The following is a 14,918-nucleotide window of genomic DNA, read 5'->3' as shown; positions in this document are numbered from 1 at the left end:
GCAGGCTACCCGGTTCGCGCGATAACTTCTAGCGCCAACCGGCCAGTTTTACTCAACAAGCTTTAACTGTGGCGTCTGCGCCTCTTTGTGGGGCAGGACGGATTGATAGGGGTCTGCGGCGTTCAGCATCATATCCGCCACGCCACGCAAAAGCTGCCTGCGGCCCCGGCGGGAATAGAATCCTCCGGGCACCTGACTGGTTTTCAACAAAAACCGGCGATAGGTCTGATAGGCATCCTGATCCGGGGGCATCGGGTCGGCAAAGAACGCCGCCAATGGTTGGCGCGATACGAATTCGGGTTTGTCATAGACCGATTTGCCAAAGATGCGCAGCGGGATGCCACGCCACAAAACCTGCTGCCCGGCAGTAGAATTGATCGTCACGGCAGAACTCGCACCATCCAGAAGCTTGGCGAGCTTGCCGCCGGGCACATAATGCACGCGATCCGCAATTCCATGCGCTTGAGCCAGCGCATACACACGGTGGCGTAGTGGTTCGCGGTGGTTTTCCAGCGGATGTTCTTTCACCACCAGCCGGTGATGCGCGGGCGCGCCGTTGGCAAAACCACGGATTACATCCGCAAGAAAGTCGGACATGCAGGAATAGTCCGAATGGGATTGAACCGAGCTGTCATGCCCCAGTTGCAGCAGCGCCAGATGGTAAGGATGACTGCTCCCCAGAACGCGCGCTGTGGCCCAGCGGCGCTGAAGCCGGTGAAACGGCATCAACGCCAGCCGTTTGAAATACAAACCGAATTCCTTTGATACTGGCAGATCGCGATGCCGCCGGAAGTTTCGATAACGTCGGTTCCGAAACAATAAAAACCAATGATAGAGCGCCCCATAAAAGATGTGCTGCCGCATATCCCCCCAATGCGAAGGTGGCGGTGGTGTCTGCGCTGTCGACTGATTCAGTGCATGTCGCATCTGATCGACGCCCAAAGACATCAGGCGTGAGTTTCCGTTTGAGCCGAACCGCTCATACGTTACCCACCAGGGGCGTAGGTAACCTTCCTCAAACACGTGAACAGTGACGCCGTTGGCTTGGGCAATCTTAACGGCGCTGGCGTGAATTGGGCGCGTGTCGCCGTACAGGACAATATCCGTGATTTCGCGATCTGCGATCAACTCAGACAACCTGTCTGGCCAAAGCTCGGGCGTGTCGAGGAATGGGATGTACGAGGCCTTGTCAAACCAGAACGCCTGATCCCCGGCGTTGAACCCTACGCGCCAAACCTCGGCCCCCGTAGAGCGCAGCATACGCCCGAGCCCGTTGAAAAACGGGCCATGCGGTCCCTGCAAAAACAGGAAAACACGGCGGTTCAGGCCTTTGGCTTCGGGTGACATCACTACTGCTCTTGCCTTTTGTTCAGGAAATTATGCCTGTTTCGACCTTTCCCGGCAAGGTGGGGCTTGCCCGTCACGCCGCTTGCGCTTACCTCGGCTTGGAACACTGGATCAGGTTAAGAGCTGAGGGTTAGCAGAATGTTTACAGGGATCGTCACCGATATCGGCAAAGTCACCGAGCTGGATCAACAGGGCGATCTGCGGGCCCGGATCAAAACGGATTACGACACGGCGGGAATTGATATCGGCGCCTCGATCGCCAGTGATGGCGTGTGCCTGACCGTGATCGCGCTGGGCGATGATTGGTATGACGTGCAGATCAGCGCTGAGACGGTTTCGAAAACCAATCTGGACAGTTGGCAGGTCGGTAAGCGCGTCAATCTGGAGCGCGCCCTGAAAGTCGGGGATGAGCTGGGCGGTCATATCGTTTCAGGTCACGTGGACGGTGTGGCCGAGGTGGTCGCCGTGCAGGACGAAGGCGACAGCACGCGCGTCACCCTGCGTGCCCCCAAAGAACTGGCCCGGTTTATCGCGCCAAAAGGTTCGGTTGCATTGAACGGAACCTCGCTGACCGTCAACGATGTGGATGATTGTGATTTCGGCATCAATTTCATCCCCCACACCAAGGAAGTCACAACCTGGGGTGATGTAGGGGTTGGTGACAAGGTGAACCTTGAGATCGACACACTGGCCCGCTACGTCGCGCGCCTGGCCGAAATGTCCTGAAACTACGTCGCGTCGGGATTGCCTGGTGCCGCAAGTGCTCTGGCCTTTGACCGTCTGGTAGTCTATCCACCGGGTCAAACATGCTCTGTGAAAGGCTGCCTCATGAGCTTTGAAACCCCAGGACCCGTCGAAGCCCAGCTGCGCGACGCGATCAGCCCGATCGAAGACATCATCGACGAGGCGCGCAAGGGCCGGATGTATATTCTGGTCGACCACGAGGATCGTGAAAACGAAGGCGATCTGGTGATCCCCGCCGAGTTTGCCGATGCCGACGCGATCAACTTTATGGCCACACATGGGCGCGGGCTGATCTGCCTGCCGATGACGGCCGAACGGGTGGACGCCCTTGAACTGCCGATGATGGCGGTGAACAACTCATCCCGACACGAAACTGCATTCACCGTTTCGATTGAAGCGCGTGAGGGCGTGTCGACCGGCATTTCCGCCGCTGACAGGGCATTGACGGTCGCCACTGCGATTAACGATCAGAACACGATGGCGCATATCGCCACCCCCGGCCACATCTTTCCCCTGCGCGCCAAGCGCGGCGGGGTGCTGGTCCGTGCGGGCCACACCGAGGCCGCCGTGGATATCTCGCGTCTGGCTGGGCTGAACCCTTCGGGTGTGATCTGTGAGATCATGAAGGCTGACGGCACCATGGCGCGTCTGCCTGATCTGGTCGAATTCGCCAAAGAACATGACATGAAGATCGGCACGATCAGCGACCTGATTGCGTATCGGTCTCGCAATGACAATCTGGTGGTCGAAACATCGCGCGAGACTGTTATCTCGGAATATGGCGGAGAGTGGGAGCTGCGTATTTTCACCGATCAGACCCACGGCATCGAACATGTCGTCATGATCAAAGGTGACATCACCACACCCGACCCGGTGCTGACCCGCACACATGCCCTGCACGAAGCACCCGATATTCTGGGTCTGGGTCCGAAATCCTCTCGCGAACTACCGCGGGCAATGGAAAAGATCGCCGAAGAGGGCCGCGGCGTGGTGTGCCTGTTCCGTCAGCCGCGCAACTCGCTTTACGCGGTCGAGGACGAAGGCCCGCGCACCATCAAGCAAACCGGCCTGGGCGCGCAAATCCTGTCCAAGATGGGTATCCAGGAGTTGGTACTTCTGACAGATTCGCCGGAAACCGTATACCTGGGGCTCGACGCTTTTGGCCTGTCCATCGTCGGCACCCGCTCAATCCTTAAGGATGACTGATCGTGGCTGAACAAGACAAACACGGCGTCCTGCCGACACCAACCTTCGACAAACCGGCGAAACTGCTGATTGTGGTCGCCCCGTTCTATCGCGCTGTCGCCGACAATCTGGTAGCCGGTGCAAAAGCCGAGATCGAAGCGGCTGGTGGTACTTGTGACGTGGTCGAAGTACCCGGCGCGTTGGAAATCCCGACCGCCATCGCTATGGCGGACCGTCAGTGCAATTTCGACGGTTACGTCGCGCTGGGCTGCGTCATTCGTGGCGAGACCACGCATTATGAAACGGTGTGCAATGACTCCAGTCGCGCCATCCAACTGATGGGTTTGCAAGGTCTGCTCATCGGCAATGGTATTCTGACGGTGGAAAATGACGATCAGGCCGAAGTCCGCGCAAATCCAGAAAAGATGAATAAAGGTGGCGGGGCTGCCGCTGCGGCCTTGCATCTGATCGCGCTCAGCCGTAAGTGGGGCGCCTCACAAAAGGGCGTTGGCTTCAAGCCCCCGTCCGAGTCCATCCTTGTGGCGGGCGACAGCAACGGACCCACGACAGCATGACCCAGACAGATGCGCCGAAACCGGCCAACCAGAAACGCCTGATGAAATCCGCCGCCCGGCTTTATGCCGTGCAGGCTCTGTTCCAGATGGAGCAGTCGGGTCAGACGACCGAACAGGTTGTGAATGAGTTTCTGGATCACCGGTTCGGCGCTGTCTATGAGGGCGAAGAGATGTTGGACGGCGATATCCGCGTGTTCCGCAAACTGGTCGAGGACGCCGTGAACTATCAGGCGCCCATTGACCAGATGACCGACCGCGCGTTGGTCGCCAAATGGCCCATTGCGCGCATCGACCCGACCTTGCGCGCCACGTTCCGTGCCGCCGGGGCGGAGCTGACTCAGGGCGACACTCCGCCCAAAGTGGTCATTACCGAGTTCGTCGATGTAGCCCGTGCCTTTTTCCCGGAAGGCAAAGAGCCAAAATTCGTCAACGCCGTGCTGGATCACATGGCGCGCGAGGCCCAGCCCGAGGCGTTCTGACGCCTTTACCATGGTCCGACACGCGCTAAACTGACTGTACAAGCGCAATGAGGTCCGCCATGCCCAAACTGATCCGATTGTACATCACTCAGGTTATCTGGGGATTTGTCATCTCGGCCATCTTTGTCGGGGTGCTGTTGGCGCTTAACGTGGCCAATTTGCGCGGTTTGATCAGCGGTTCGGATATCGGTCTGATAGCGCTGTTCATGATCTGGTTCATGAACGGCATTGTCTTCGCAGGTGTTCAATTTGCCTATTCCATCATGAGCTTGGCAGAGAAACCGGGTGGTCCGCGTCGTGGCTCACCCGTCGTACACAGCTTTGAACCTGTTGCAGTTCAACAGAACGCGCCTGCGCCGAAGTAATTTTGCTTCAGAAAAATGTGGCGGGACCGCCAGTCAACCGTGCGGTGTGATTCCCGAGGACCTGTATGTACAGGTGGGCGCCAGGTAATCAGGCCAGGACCTGAACAGAGCCAGCCCCCTCGGAATTGCTTAAGGCCACCAGAATGCTACCTATCACAAGAAGGGCAGAACCCGCCACGCGCCTAAGTAGGGGTTGCGGCGGGTTTGCACAAGGGGTCAGGCATCGACTGTTTCGTGCAGGGCGGTGCGCATTTTGACGAAATGCTCATCCCAGCCGCTATCGAGCGACAGGATCAGACCAAAGGCTTCGGCACTCTGAGGCAACCCTTCGTGTTGCAACGCAAGCCGTGTGCCGCCCGAAACGGGTTCGAGCGTCCATTTCACCACGCTGACGGCGTCCCCCATGGGTTTGACGGTGAATGTGTATTCCAGGTATTCCGGTGGGCGTGCAACGCGCACTTCTCCCCAGATCAACAGATCACCACTGGTTGTTCCGAACATCTCAAGCTTTTGTCCGGCGGCCAGCGGGCGTTCGGGTTTGTGAAACCATTCGGCCAGACGGTCCGGGTCCGTCAAATAGGCCCAGACGGCTGTGGGCTCGGCCCGTAGAAAGATCGTTTTTTGCAGAACGGTATGTGTCATGTGTCTTTCCTTTCAATGGCTTCTTTCAGTTTGTTCAGGCGGTCGTCCCAGAACTGGTCGAAATAGCTGAACCAGTCGAGAACAGGGGCCATCCCCATTGGTTCCAGTCGGTTGATACGTTCCCGCCCGCGTGTCTCGACCGAGATCAGACCGCCATCCGACAAGACAGTCAGATGCTTTTTGACGGCGGCGCGGGTCATGTCGAACCGTTCGGTCAATTGAGCGATGGTCATGTCCTGCGCGGCGAGCATCTGAACGATGTCCCGGCGGGTAGGGTCGGCCAGCGCACGAAATGCGTTTTGGGTTTGAGGCTGCATGTGCTTCACCATTCGTAATACCTTTTGGTATCATATTAAATGCAGTACCAAATGGTATCGCGTCAAGCCTGAAGTGGTTCTTGATTTTTGTTCACGAATTGTTCACATTCCTAAAATGACACTCGATCTGCAACCCGGACAAAAGCTGGCCCGCGGCGTGGCCCGCCATTTGTCGGCGCATGGTTTTGTTTCAGTTGAAGAATTCGTACCGATGCGTGGATTGCGCGTCGATGTTATGGGGCTGGGCCCTAAGGGCGAGCTTTGGGTGATCGAATGTAAATCCAGTCGAGCGGATTATCAGTCCGATTCCAAATGGCAGGGCTATCTGGAGTGGTGTGATCGATTCTTCTGGGCCGTCGATATCGACTTTCCAACCGATCTGCTTCCTGCGGAAACCGGTCTGATCATCGCCGACGCTTATGACGCCGAGATTGTGCGCATGGCGCCGGAAGACAAGGTTGCACCGGCGCGGCGCAAGAAGATGATCCAGAAATTCGCAACCGACGCGGCGCGCAGGTTGCAAGCGCTACGTGATCCCAGGATTTAAGCGATTAGCTTTGGACAGCGCGGGCGGCCTGAGCTGCAGCGCGAATTTCATCCGCGATTTCCTCGGCCTCTTCGGGGTCGAAATCCATTGGGATTTCGATGTTGTCTGCCTCGATGAATAGCCGCACCATGCCGTGATCAGTGGGCCCGATCTGCAGGTTTGCCTGAATGTCGCGTTCGGTATTGATGCCCATGTTCGCCTCCGGGACTAGGCGTTCGTGCTAACGCGCAAAGGGTTGAGAATCAAGCTGCCTTTGCGGTCTGATGAGGTATGGAGAATATTCAGATCAGACCCTTTCGCGCCACTGATGCACCCTGGCTAGTAGAGCAGCACGGCCGGTATTATGCGCGCGACGAGGGGTTTGATTCCTCGTTCGGCGCTTTGGTGCAGAGCATTCTGGAGGATTTTGTGGCCAGCCATGATCCGACGTGTGAACGCGGCTGGATAGCGGAAAGCGACGGCCAAAGACTTGGCAGCATATTCTGCGTCGCATTGGACGAACAAACTGCAAAACTACGGCTCTTTCTGTTGCTGCCCGAAGCACGGGGGAGGGGGTTGGGAAAGCGCATGCTGGACACATGCATGGGCTATGCGCGTAATGCAGGGTACGCGGAAATGCGGCTTTGGACCCACGAAAGCCACAGGGCGGCCTGTACGCTGTATCGTGCGAATGGATGGCAGTTGCTGGACAGTAAGCCAGTGCATTCCTTTGGTGTCGATCTTGTCGAACAAAGCTGGAAAATTCGGCTTTAATCCTCTTGCATTCCTTGGACGCGTTCGGTACATCGCCCCTCACGAGTGCCGCCTTAGCTCAGTTGGTTAGAGCGCTGGATTGTGGATCCAGAGGTCCCCTGTTCAAGCCAGGGAGGCGGTACCATCTCCCTCAATATAGTCTGAAAAAAACGTGCAAAATGTGCTGCTTGGAGCAGTGACTGTTTTTGCTGTAGTTGTTGGCAGTTTTGACGGCTGGCGCGCCTGTGATTAGCGCGCCAGGTTCAGTTTCAGCTTCATTTTGCTCCGCTTTTCTGCGGGCAAATGTCGGTTCAAGTGCTTATTCACGCGGCCAAAGCTCCAGATGACCACGAGGGTCAGCAGGATAAAGTAGAAGGCCAGAATCGGGTAGGGGATGAACGGGTTGAATGTTTTGTCCGCAAAATAGCCCGCGTAGTACAGCGCATCGCCACGTTGCTGCCAGACCGGGAAGGCCGAGAAGAACACCAGCGTAGTGGCATGGAACAGGAAGATCGCCTCGTTCGTATAGGCAGGCCAGGCCAGCCGCAGCATGGTTGGCCACACGATGCGGCGGAACCGTGCCCAGCCTGTCATGCCATAGGCATCAGCAGCCTCGATATCACCCTTGGGGATCGACCGCAGCGCGCCATAGAAGATCTCGCCGGAATAAGCGGCGGTGTTGAAGAACAGCACGATCAGCGCGCCAAGCCAGGCCGAGGTGAGCGCGTCGAGGAACGGATAGCTCTGCTTCAGCGACAGGAAGAAGAAATAGGCGAAGAAGAACTGGATAAACAGCGGTGAGCCTCGGAACAAGAAGATGAACCACTCTGCCGGTTTGCGCAGCCACTTATTCGTGGAAGCCTTGCCCATGGCAAGCGCGGTGGCCAGAAAGAACCCGGTCACCAGCGCCATGATCCCGAAATAGATGTTCCAGATCATGCCCGAGCCGATCAGGGTAAACTGTTCGCACAGGGTAAAATCGTTTCGTGGCAACAGACGTTCGCCAATCCCGATCGAGCGCAGTCCGTAATCCTGGATCGTTTGCAAGCAGCTCATGCGGTGGTCTCCTTGCGCAGCAGCTCTCCGCCCGAGGTCGCCTGACCGTGGGACAGGCGGCGCATCAGCCGTTCAAGACCGATTTCCGAGACTCGGGTCATGCCCAGGTAGAACACCAGAAGGGCTAGGAAGTACCACATGCGCCAGTCGCCATGCGGGTATTGGGTGAATTTCGGGTTCTTGTACCCACCCAGCTCGCGCGCCCAATAGACGATATCTTCGATGCCCAGCAGGAACAGCAGCGGTGTAGCCTTGATCAGTACCATCCACAGGTTTGACAGGCCGGGCAGGGCGTATACCCACATTTGTGGCACCAGAATGCGCCAGAAAGTCTGGCGACGGGTCATGCCATAGGCCTCGGCCGTTTCCAGCTGAGCACGTGGGACAGCGCGCATACCGCCAAATAGTACGTTGGCGGCAAAGGCGCCGAAAACGATTGAGAATGTGATGACGGCCAGAAAGAAGCCGTAAGTTTCGTGTACCCATTCGGGGGCAGTGCCAAGCGGCAGCTTGGCGGCCTGACAGACGATAAAGTCATTGCCCTGTCGGATCGGATCAGTCCATTCCGGGCACAATATTTGATGACGAGTCCATTCGAACGCCTGATCCAGTGCGATCACGAAGAACATGAAGAAGGCAATATCCGGCACACCGCGCACGACGGCGATATAACCTTTGCCCAGCAGGCTGAGCGGCAAGAAATGCGACCGAGCCGCCATAGCGCCCAAAAACCCAAAACCCAGCGCGACCGGCGCCGTAATGGCCAGCAACAGCAAGACCTTGAAGAAGGACAGGTAGAACACCCAATGCACACCGTTGGTCAGATAACACGAGAACCAGCGGAACGTGCCGAGTGTTTCGGGATCAGTGCAGAACGAGAAAATGGCGGGCCTCTTTGACTGGCAAGGGCGCATGGGCGGCGCGCCCAAAGATCAGGCGCGCCGCTGAATGTAAGATCAGAAGGTCGAGGACACTTCCCACTTGGTGATCAGCTCGTTCAGGCTGCCGTCGTCCTTCATGGACTGGATGGCGGTGTTGAACTTTTCTTTCAACTCACCGTCGGATTCACGGATACCCATGCCGACGCCACCGCCCAGCGGAACTTCGTCGCCAACAAAGACTAGACCCGAGCCATCTTCGGTGAAAGGCACCAGGAAGGATTTGTCTGCCAGAACTGCATCCGCTTCACCACCGCGTACGGCGGCAATGGTTTCTTCCGGGCTTGCGAACTCAACCAGAGTTGCGCCGGAATCAGCAACGTAACCGGCCTGAATGGTACCGGTCTGCGCCGCGATCACGCCGCCTGCCAGATCAACGCCATCGGACATGGCAATATAGGCCGACGGATCCGGCGGCGTGTAGTTGTGGGTGAAGTCGATGACTTCGTCACGTTCGTCGGTGATCGACATACCCGCGATGATCGCATCGTAGTTGCCCGACACCAGGTTCGGAATGATCGAATCCCAATCGTTCTTGACCCATTCGCATTCCAGGTCGGCACGCTTGCACAGCTCATCGCCCAGCTCACGCTCGAACCCGTCGATCTCGCCCGCGTCATTGACGAAATTCCACGGTGCATAGGCACCCTCGGTGCCCAGGCGGATGGTGTCTGCCATGGCCATACCAGCGCCAAGCGCCAGTGCTGCAGTAGTCAGAATCAGTTTTTTCATTGGATACTCCCCAGTTTTGTTTTCTGTCCTGAAGTTAAGCCGCCTTGGTGGCGGATAGAAAGCCCCGAAGCCGTTCGGATTCGGGGGACGTAAAGATATCTTCTGGCAAGCCCTCTTCTTCGATCAGGCCCTGATGCAGGAACACGACGTGGCTTGAGATATCGGCAGCCATTTTCATATCATGGGTTACGATGATCATGGTGCGGCCTTCTGCGGCCAGATCCTTGATCACCTTGATCACTTCCTGTTCCAGTTCGGGGTCCAGTGCCGAGGTGGGTTCGTCGAACAACAGCGCCTCGGGCTCCATACACAGGCCGCGGGCGATGGCTGCGCGCTGTTGCTGACCGCCCGAAAGCTGCGCCGGGTAGACATCGCACTTATCGCCAATGCCGACCTTCGCCAGATATTTGCGGGCGCTATCCTCGACCTCTTTCGGGTCGCGACCCAGAACGGTTACCGGGGCCTCCATCACGTTTTGCAGGATGGTCATATGAGCCCACAGGTTAAACTGTTGAAACACCATCGACAGGTTGGTGCGGATGCGCATCACCTGCTTTGGGTCGGCGGGGCGGCGATGGTGAAGGTCACCGGCCCAGCGTACGGGTTCACCCTTGAACAGAATCTCGCCCTGCTGGCTGTCTTCCAAAAGGTTACAGCAGCGTAACAGTGTGGATTTGCCTGACCCGGACGATCCGATAAGCGAAACCACATCCCCGCGTCTCGCCGTAATATCGACCCCTTTCAGCACCTCGAGATGGCCGAAACTTTTGTGGAGGTTTTTGATTTCGATAACGGGAGTGGAATCTGTCACGGGTGGCCCATGTGTTGTCGGTGTTGGTGCGGTAATAGGGCGCAAAAATCGGGGCAATGCAATGCGCAATTGACATCATCGGGTGCTGAAACCGTCAAATTGACCAAACGTACTGACCAAAATGATCACCGATTGGGTCAGATGGCATAATCCCGGACCGGATTGGGGACTGACAAATAGTTCTCGGCAGGGATGGTTATCAGGCCGCGAAGATGCAGCAGGTCGCGATCTTGTGGGTTCAGGTCGTCAATCGCTGCGCAAACAGCGCGGGCGATACCTGGTGCATCCTGCCCGATGGCCGTGATATAGGGTAGGGCGGGCGTCGGCGGCGTCGTTCCAACTTCGCGCAGGGACGCACCAAGGTCGGAATGCGTCTTGAGCAATTCCCAGGTCAATGCATCCAACGCCGCGTAATCAGCCTGTCCATCGGCCACAGCGTTGGCAGAACGCGCATGCCCACCAGTTTCAAGTATGGTTTTGGGGCACAGGTTGAGCGCCTCTAGATGAACCATTGGCGCAGCCCACCCCGATTGTGACAGGCCCTCGTTATAGGCAAACGTGCCGTTCGAAAGTCCCTGCAGATCGCGCGGGTCATTTTTTCGGGCCACAAAAACGGAGCGATAATAACCGGGCGGGCACCCCTCAAGCTCATAGTCCGGGGTGCCGACCAGCTGTACGTTGCCATGTAGGCGGGTGCGGTAAGGCATGCCGCAGGTCTGCGCAAAGGTCAGGTCGGGGTGTTGCCAGACACCCCAGAAATCGGTTTCTCGCGTTAGCTGATCCGGGCCAAAGCCCAGGTGATCGCGAATCAACGCCCATAACCGATCATTCGCAGGCTGTAATGCGGGCATGTCATACATGCCCAGCATCGCGATCACGACTTGGCGGCCTTTTGACGTGCCAGGGCGGAATCTACGTCACTGACGCCCAGCAGGCTGACCACCAGCCGCAACAGCGAATCCTCTTCGCCCGAGCGCTGTCCATCGGCCAAAGCGACGGACCACATCGCCTGCACCACGGCCAGACGGTCGTCATAGGCCACGGCCTCTTTGATCGCGCGAGTAAAACGGACCGTGTCGGGGGCCTCAGCCTCTAGGTCTTCGGCGCGGGCGCGCAGGGCGGCGGCCTCGAACGGGGACAGGCCATAACGTTCGGCTGAAATCTTGTCGATTCGGGCCATCTCGGTATCGGCATAGTCGTTGTCGGACCTGGCGATGCGCACCAGCAGGGCCGTCAAGGCCAGACGGGCATCATCATCGGCAAGCGGGTCGGGGGCGGGCTGTGTCAGCCGGGACAGGAAATCACTAAACATGGGTTAGGTATAGATGGGGCTTAATGCTCTTCCAAGCTTCTTTGAACACGCTCGCGGGCGGTCTGGCTGTCATTGAAGCTAAGGCCCATGGCGATGCGTGCCTCTTCCACGATCTTAATCTCACCTTCGTCTGTATCACCATCGGCCAGAACGACCTCCCACAGGGCGTCCAACGCGGCAAGGCGTTCGTGAAGGTCGGTGGTTTCGCGGATCAGCTTGCCGAATGTGTCCGTCTCAGGTGCGGCAGCGTGCAGCTTTTCGCAGGTCGCGCGAACCTTGGCAGCTTCGATCGCATTGTGTTGATAGAGCCGCGCAAGGATGCGGTCGATCAGGCTGATTTCCTCAAGCTTATAGTCACGATCCGCCTGCGCCACACGCACCATAAGCGCACCCAGAGCCAGCTCGGCATCCGGGTCGGGCAGTTTATCGTGCTGCGGTGGGCGAAAAGCCTGAAAGAACTTCTTCAACATGCGCTCAGGTTATTCCATATTTTGTGGGCCGCCAAGCACAGACCACCCGTCATAGGCAGAATGGTCGCAAGACTGTCGGATTTGGCAGAAACACGCTGAGCGCGATCCACCTGCGGATGGATCAACCCGCCTGAAGCGCCTGTTTTGCCTGCTCTTGCAGCCAACCCAGCATCTGCCGATAGGGGACAGGGCCATAGCTGACCCGCGCCACGCCCAGCGACGCCAGAGTGGTCGTATCGGGGGTGCCGGGAAGGGCAATAATGTTGACGGGCAACTCGGTCGATTCGCAGAGCCGAGCGATCAGCCCTTCGTCTTTGAGACCCGGCGCAAAGAACCCGCTGGCCCCGGCATCGGCATAGGCCTTGGCCCGTGCGATCGCATCGTCCAGCATCGAATTATCATGAGTGTCGGGCTTGGCTTTCAGGAAGATATCCGTGCGGGCATTGATGAAGGCCGGGATGCCGGCAGCATCGCAGCCTTCGCGCATTGCCTGGACGCGTGCTTCCTGCGTTTCGATGTCGTAGAGGTCGTTGGTGCCAACGATTTGGTCTTCAAAGTTAAAGCCGATGACACCGGTCTGCAGCGCAAGTTGAACATTGGCGGCGACGCTTAGCGCATCCTCCGCATAGGCGCCTTCGAAATCCAGCGTCACGGGAAGATCCACCGCGGCAACGATCCGGCGTGCATTGTCCAGGGCAGCATCCAGTGAGATTTTCTGCCCGTCCCCGAACCCTTGCGCCATCGCAACTGGCGCGCTGCCAGTCGCAATTGCCTTGGCCCCCGCGTCGCGGACAGCCCCGGCGCTGCCCGCATCCCAGATGTTGTACAGGATGACCGGTTCGCCCTTTTTGTGTAGGGCGGCGAACTCTTCTGCTTGGGTAATCTGGTTGGTCATGCCGGTCTCCTGTCGCTGCTATTGCGGCAGTTAACCGTGCAAATAGTCGGCGCGTAAAGATGTTTCGCACCGACCAACACAATACAGTGATTTGTCCGAGGTCAAACCAGCCGCGAACTGTCCTTGGCTGCGCGCACAAAGTCGCGGAACAAGGGGTGGGGGTCAAACGGTTTGGATTTCAGTTCGGGGTGATATTGCACGCCGATGAACCAAGGGTGATCTGACCATTCAACGATCTCGGGCAAACGTCCGTCCGGTGACATGCCCGAAAAGTTCAGGCCCGCCTTTTCCAGCTTTTCGCGGTATTTGATGTCCACTTCGTAACGGTGGCGGTGGCGTTCTTCGATATTGGTGCCACCGTACACCTCGGCCACTTTCGAGCCCTCGGCCAGTACCGCGTCATAGGCGCCCAAACGCATGGTGCCGCCTTTATCGTCGCCGACTTTACGTTCGACCTTGTGATTGCCCTGCACCCATTCTTTCAGGTGATAAACTACCGGCTCGAAACGCTTTTTCCCGGCCTCGTGGTCGAATTCCTCGGATCCGGCTTCGGTGATCCCCGCCGCATTTCGCGCAGCCTCGATCACGGCCATCTGCATGCCCAGACAGATGCCCAGATACGGCACTTTGTGTTCGCGCGCATATTGCGCCGCTTTGATTTTACCTTCGGTACCGCGTTCACCAAACCCACCCGGCACGAGGATCGCGTGGAAGCCTTCCAGATGGGGGGCGGCGTCTTCTGTATCGAAAACTTCGGCATCCACCCATTCGACCTTGACCTTGACCCGGTTGGCCATGCCGCCGTGGGTTAGCGCCTCGGCAATCGACTTATAGGCGTCTTCCAGCTGAGTGTATTTGCCCACGATGGCAACCTTAACTTCGCCTTCGGCGTTGTGGATGCGGTCGCTGACGTCTTCCCACTTGGTCAGATCGGGTTTAGGGGCCGGGCTGATCTGGAACGCGTCCAGTACGGCCTGATCCAAACCTTCGCGGTGATAAGCCAGCGGGGCGTCGTAAATGGTGGAAAGGTCCTGCGCCGCAATTACGCTGTCGGGGCGCACGTTGCAGAACAACGCCAGCTTTTCGCGTTCCTTGGTCGGGATCGGGCCCTCGGACCGGCAGACCAGAATATCAGGTGCCAAACCGATCGAGCGCAGCTCTTTGACCGAGTGTTGCGTCGGTTTGGTTTTCAACTCGCCAGACGCCTTGATGTAGGGCAGCAAGGTCAGGTGCATGAACAGGCACTGACCACGGGGCTTGTCCTGGCTAAACTGACGGATGGCTTCAAAAAAGGGCAGACCCTCGATATCGCCGACGGTGCCACCGATTTCACACAGCATGAAATCAACTTCATCCTCGCCGATAGCGATGAAATCCTTGATCTCGTTAGTCACGTGGGGGATCACCTGAATGGTCTTGCCAAGGTAGTCGCCGCGACGTTCCTTTTCCAGCACGTTGGAATAAATCCGGCCCGAGCTGACCGAGTCGGTTTTGCGGGCCGCCACGCCAGTGAAACGCTCATAGTGGCCCAGGTCCAGATCAGTCTCAGCCCCGTCATCAGTGACGAATACTTCGCCATGTTCGAAGGGCGACATCGTGCCAGGGTCAACGTTCAGATAGGGGTCCAACTTGCGTAAACGCACCGAGTATCCCCGGGCTTGCAACAGGGCACCCAGAGCCGCCGAAGCCAGCCCTTTGCCCAAGGACGAAACCACACCACCAGTGATGAAAATAAAACGCGCCATGTTTTTCGGCTGCTCCCGTGAGACGT

At 57.7% G+C, this 14,918-nt stretch carries 20 protein-coding genes and 1 tRNA gene; 8 read left to right on the top strand and 13 right to left on the bottom strand.

Annotation, left to right across the window (positions count from 1 at the left end):
• Window positions 1–48: 48 nt before the first annotated feature.
• Window positions 49–1,347 carry a capsule biosynthesis protein gene (locus ACR0M2_RS02650; RefSeq protein WP_480703969.1) on the bottom strand — a complete coding sequence of 433 codons (1,299 nt, stop codon included), beginning with the start codon at window positions 1,345–1,347 and terminating at the stop codon, window positions 49–51.
• A 138-nt stretch (window positions 1,348–1,485) separates the two neighbouring features.
• Between ACR0M2_RS02650 and ACR0M2_RS02645 the strand changes: the two genes are divergently transcribed.
• The 5 genes from ACR0M2_RS02645 (at window position 1,486) to ACR0M2_RS02625 (ending at window position 4,695) form a co-directional block, all read left to right on the top strand.
• Window positions 1,486–2,073: a riboflavin synthase gene (locus tag ACR0M2_RS02645; RefSeq protein ID WP_480703968.1), complete on the top strand. Its 588-nt coding sequence runs from the start codon at window positions 1,486–1,488 to the stop codon at window positions 2,071–2,073.
• Between the two features lie 102 nt (window positions 2,074–2,175).
• Window positions 2,176–3,297, top strand: coding sequence for a 3,4-dihydroxy-2-butanone-4-phosphate synthase (gene ribB, locus ACR0M2_RS02640; protein WP_480703967.1), 1,122 nt, complete (start codon window positions 2,176–2,178; stop codon window positions 3,295–3,297).
• A 2-nt stretch (window positions 3,298–3,299) separates the two neighbouring features.
• The gene (locus tag ACR0M2_RS02635) at window positions 3,300–3,851 is read left to right on the top strand and encodes a 6,7-dimethyl-8-ribityllumazine synthase (RefSeq protein ID WP_170357807.1); all 552 of its coding nucleotides are present in this window, start codon (window positions 3,300–3,302) and stop codon (window positions 3,849–3,851) included.
• Window positions 3,848–4,330 (top strand): transcription antitermination factor NusB, encoded by a 483-nt coding sequence (nusB, locus tag ACR0M2_RS02630; protein ID WP_170348265.1) that lies wholly within the window; start codon window positions 3,848–3,850, stop codon window positions 4,328–4,330. The genes ACR0M2_RS02635 and nusB overlap by 4 nt, the downstream gene beginning before the upstream one ends.
• Before the next feature lie 59 nt (window positions 4,331–4,389).
• Window positions 4,390–4,695, top strand: a complete 306-nt coding sequence (locus ACR0M2_RS02625) for a hypothetical protein (RefSeq protein ID WP_170348266.1) — start codon at window positions 4,390–4,392, stop codon at window positions 4,693–4,695.
• A gap of 216 nt (window positions 4,696–4,911) precedes the next feature.
• Here ACR0M2_RS02625 and ACR0M2_RS02620 read toward each other — a convergent pair whose 3' ends face one another.
• Window positions 4,912–5,337 (bottom strand): SRPBCC family protein, encoded by a 426-nt coding sequence (locus ACR0M2_RS02620; protein WP_170357809.1) that lies wholly within the window; start codon window positions 5,335–5,337, stop codon window positions 4,912–4,914.
• Window positions 5,334–5,654, bottom strand: a complete 321-nt coding sequence (locus ACR0M2_RS02615; protein WP_170348268.1) for an ArsR/SmtB family transcription factor — start codon at window positions 5,652–5,654, stop codon at window positions 5,334–5,336. Before ACR0M2_RS02615 ends, ACR0M2_RS02620 begins: the two co-directional genes overlap by 4 nt.
• A gap of 115 nt (window positions 5,655–5,769) precedes the next feature.
• On the opposite strand from ACR0M2_RS02615, the gene ACR0M2_RS02610 reads away from it, so the two are divergent.
• Window positions 5,770–6,201: an MmcB family DNA repair protein gene (locus tag ACR0M2_RS02610; protein ID WP_170348269.1), complete on the top strand. Its 432-nt coding sequence runs from the start codon at window positions 5,770–5,772 to the stop codon at window positions 6,199–6,201.
• Between the two features lie 4 nt (window positions 6,202–6,205).
• On the opposite strand, the gene ACR0M2_RS02605 is transcribed toward ACR0M2_RS02610, so the two are convergent.
• Window positions 6,206–6,394: a DUF6324 family protein gene (locus ACR0M2_RS02605; RefSeq protein ID WP_170348270.1), complete on the bottom strand. Its 189-nt coding sequence runs from the start codon at window positions 6,392–6,394 to the stop codon at window positions 6,206–6,208.
• A 77-nt stretch (window positions 6,395–6,471) separates the two neighbouring features.
• Here ACR0M2_RS02605 and ACR0M2_RS02600 point away from each other — a divergent pair, with 77 nt between their 5' ends.
• Both ACR0M2_RS02600 and ACR0M2_RS02595 read left to right on the top strand, forming a co-directional pair.
• The gene (locus ACR0M2_RS02600) at window positions 6,472–6,954 is read left to right on the top strand and encodes a GNAT family N-acetyltransferase (protein ID WP_170348271.1); all 483 of its coding nucleotides are present in this window, start codon (window positions 6,472–6,474) and stop codon (window positions 6,952–6,954) included.
• A gap of 47 nt (window positions 6,955–7,001) precedes the next feature.
• Window positions 7,002–7,078 (top strand) — tRNA-His (locus tag ACR0M2_RS02595).
• A gap of 104 nt (window positions 7,079–7,182) precedes the next feature.
• Here the strand turns inward: ACR0M2_RS02595 and ACR0M2_RS02590 are convergent.
• The 9 genes from ACR0M2_RS02590 to ACR0M2_RS02550 all read right to left on the bottom strand — a co-directional run bounded on the left by ACR0M2_RS02590 (window position 7,183) and on the right by ACR0M2_RS02550 (window position 14,892).
• Complete coding sequence (locus tag ACR0M2_RS02590) at window positions 7,183–7,989, bottom strand: ABC transporter permease (RefSeq protein ID WP_170348272.1); 807 nt, start codon at window positions 7,987–7,989, stop codon at window positions 7,183–7,185.
• Complete coding sequence (locus ACR0M2_RS02585) at window positions 7,986–8,873, bottom strand: ABC transporter permease (RefSeq protein WP_170349373.1); 888 nt, start codon at window positions 8,871–8,873, stop codon at window positions 7,986–7,988. Before ACR0M2_RS02585 ends, ACR0M2_RS02590 begins: the two co-directional genes overlap by 4 nt.
• A 72-nt stretch (window positions 8,874–8,945) precedes the next feature.
• A complete protein-coding gene (locus tag ACR0M2_RS02580) occupies window positions 8,946–9,659 on the bottom strand; it encodes a transporter substrate-binding domain-containing protein (RefSeq protein WP_170348273.1) in 714 nt (237 codons plus the stop codon).
• A gap of 34 nt (window positions 9,660–9,693) precedes the next feature.
• Window positions 9,694–10,470, bottom strand: coding sequence for an ABC transporter ATP-binding protein (locus ACR0M2_RS02575; RefSeq protein WP_480703966.1), 777 nt, complete (start codon window positions 10,468–10,470; stop codon window positions 9,694–9,696).
• A gap of 137 nt (window positions 10,471–10,607) precedes the next feature.
• Window positions 10,608–11,348 carry a phosphate/phosphite/phosphonate ABC transporter substrate-binding protein gene (locus ACR0M2_RS02570; RefSeq protein WP_480703965.1) on the bottom strand — a complete coding sequence of 247 codons (741 nt, stop codon included), beginning with the start codon at window positions 11,346–11,348 and terminating at the stop codon, window positions 10,608–10,610.
• Window positions 11,345–11,782 carry a tellurite resistance TerB family protein gene (locus ACR0M2_RS02565; protein ID WP_480703964.1) on the bottom strand — a complete coding sequence of 146 codons (438 nt, stop codon included), beginning with the start codon at window positions 11,780–11,782 and terminating at the stop codon, window positions 11,345–11,347. The genes ACR0M2_RS02570 and ACR0M2_RS02565 overlap by 4 nt, the downstream gene beginning before the upstream one ends.
• A 20-nt stretch (window positions 11,783–11,802) precedes the next feature.
• On the bottom strand, window positions 11,803–12,252 hold the full coding sequence (locus ACR0M2_RS02560; protein WP_170348277.1) for a tellurite resistance TerB family protein: 450 nt from the start codon (window positions 12,250–12,252) through the stop codon (window positions 11,803–11,805).
• Between the two features lie 121 nt (window positions 12,253–12,373).
• The gene (locus tag ACR0M2_RS02555) at window positions 12,374–13,147 is read right to left on the bottom strand and encodes an isocitrate lyase/PEP mutase family protein (RefSeq protein ID WP_480703963.1); all 774 of its coding nucleotides are present in this window, start codon (window positions 13,145–13,147) and stop codon (window positions 12,374–12,376) included.
• 101 nt (window positions 13,148–13,248) lie between these two features.
• Window positions 13,249–14,892 (bottom strand): CTP synthase, encoded by a 1,644-nt coding sequence (locus tag ACR0M2_RS02550; protein WP_170348279.1) that lies wholly within the window; start codon window positions 14,890–14,892, stop codon window positions 13,249–13,251.
• Between the last annotated feature and the right edge of the window lie 26 nt (window positions 14,893–14,918).

Source organism: Ruegeria sp. BE10 (genome assembly GCF_056538905.1).
Note: the sequence above shows the minus strand (reverse complement) of the source record. Positions and strands in the feature narration are given on the sequence as shown.

Bases quoted from the DNA above. Each gene is read 5' to 3' on its own strand.
- ACR0M2_RS02650 (WP_480703969.1), bottom strand. From the start codon at position 1,347: ATGTCACCCGAAGCCAAAGGCCTGAACCGCCGTGTTTTCCTGTTTTTG.
- ACR0M2_RS02645 (WP_480703968.1), top strand. From the start codon at position 1,486: ATGTTTACAGGGATCGTCACCGATATCGGCAAAGTCACCGAGCTGGAT.
- ribB (WP_480703967.1), top strand. From the start codon at position 2,176: ATGAGCTTTGAAACCCCAGGACCCGTCGAAGCCCAGCTGCGCGACGCG.
- nusB (WP_170348265.1), top strand. From the start codon at position 3,848: ATGACCCAGACAGATGCGCCGAAACCGGCCAACCAGAAACGCCTGATG.
- ACR0M2_RS02625 (WP_170348266.1), top strand. From the start codon at position 4,390: ATGCCCAAACTGATCCGATTGTACATCACTCAGGTTATCTGGGGATTT.
- ACR0M2_RS02620 (WP_170357809.1), bottom strand. From the start codon at position 5,337: ATGACACATACCGTTCTGCAAAAAACGATCTTTCTACGGGCCGAGCCC.
- ACR0M2_RS02615 (WP_170348268.1), bottom strand. From the start codon at position 5,654: ATGCAGCCTCAAACCCAAAACGCATTTCGTGCGCTGGCCGACCCTACC.
- ACR0M2_RS02610 (WP_170348269.1), top strand. From the start codon at position 5,770: ATGACACTCGATCTGCAACCCGGACAAAAGCTGGCCCGCGGCGTGGCC.
- ACR0M2_RS02605 (WP_170348270.1), bottom strand. From the start codon at position 6,394: ATGGGCATCAATACCGAACGCGACATTCAGGCAAACCTGCAGATCGGG.
- ACR0M2_RS02600 (WP_170348271.1), top strand. From the start codon at position 6,472: ATGGAGAATATTCAGATCAGACCCTTTCGCGCCACTGATGCACCCTGG.
- ACR0M2_RS02590 (WP_170348272.1), bottom strand. From the start codon at position 7,989: ATGAGCTGCTTGCAAACGATCCAGGATTACGGACTGCGCTCGATCGGG.
- ACR0M2_RS02580 (WP_170348273.1), bottom strand. From the start codon at position 9,659: ATGAAAAAACTGATTCTGACTACTGCAGCACTGGCGCTTGGCGCTGGT.
- ACR0M2_RS02565 (WP_480703964.1), bottom strand. From the start codon at position 11,782: ATGTTTAGTGATTTCCTGTCCCGGCTGACACAGCCCGCCCCCGACCCG.
- ACR0M2_RS02560 (WP_170348277.1), bottom strand. From the start codon at position 12,252: ATGTTGAAGAAGTTCTTTCAGGCTTTTCGCCCACCGCAGCACGATAAA.
- ACR0M2_RS02555 (WP_480703963.1), bottom strand. From the start codon at position 13,147: ATGACCAACCAGATTACCCAAGCAGAAGAGTTCGCCGCCCTACACAAA.
- ACR0M2_RS02550 (WP_170348279.1), bottom strand. From the start codon at position 14,892: ATGGCGCGTTTTATTTTCATCACTGGTGGTGTGGTTTCGTCCTTGGGC.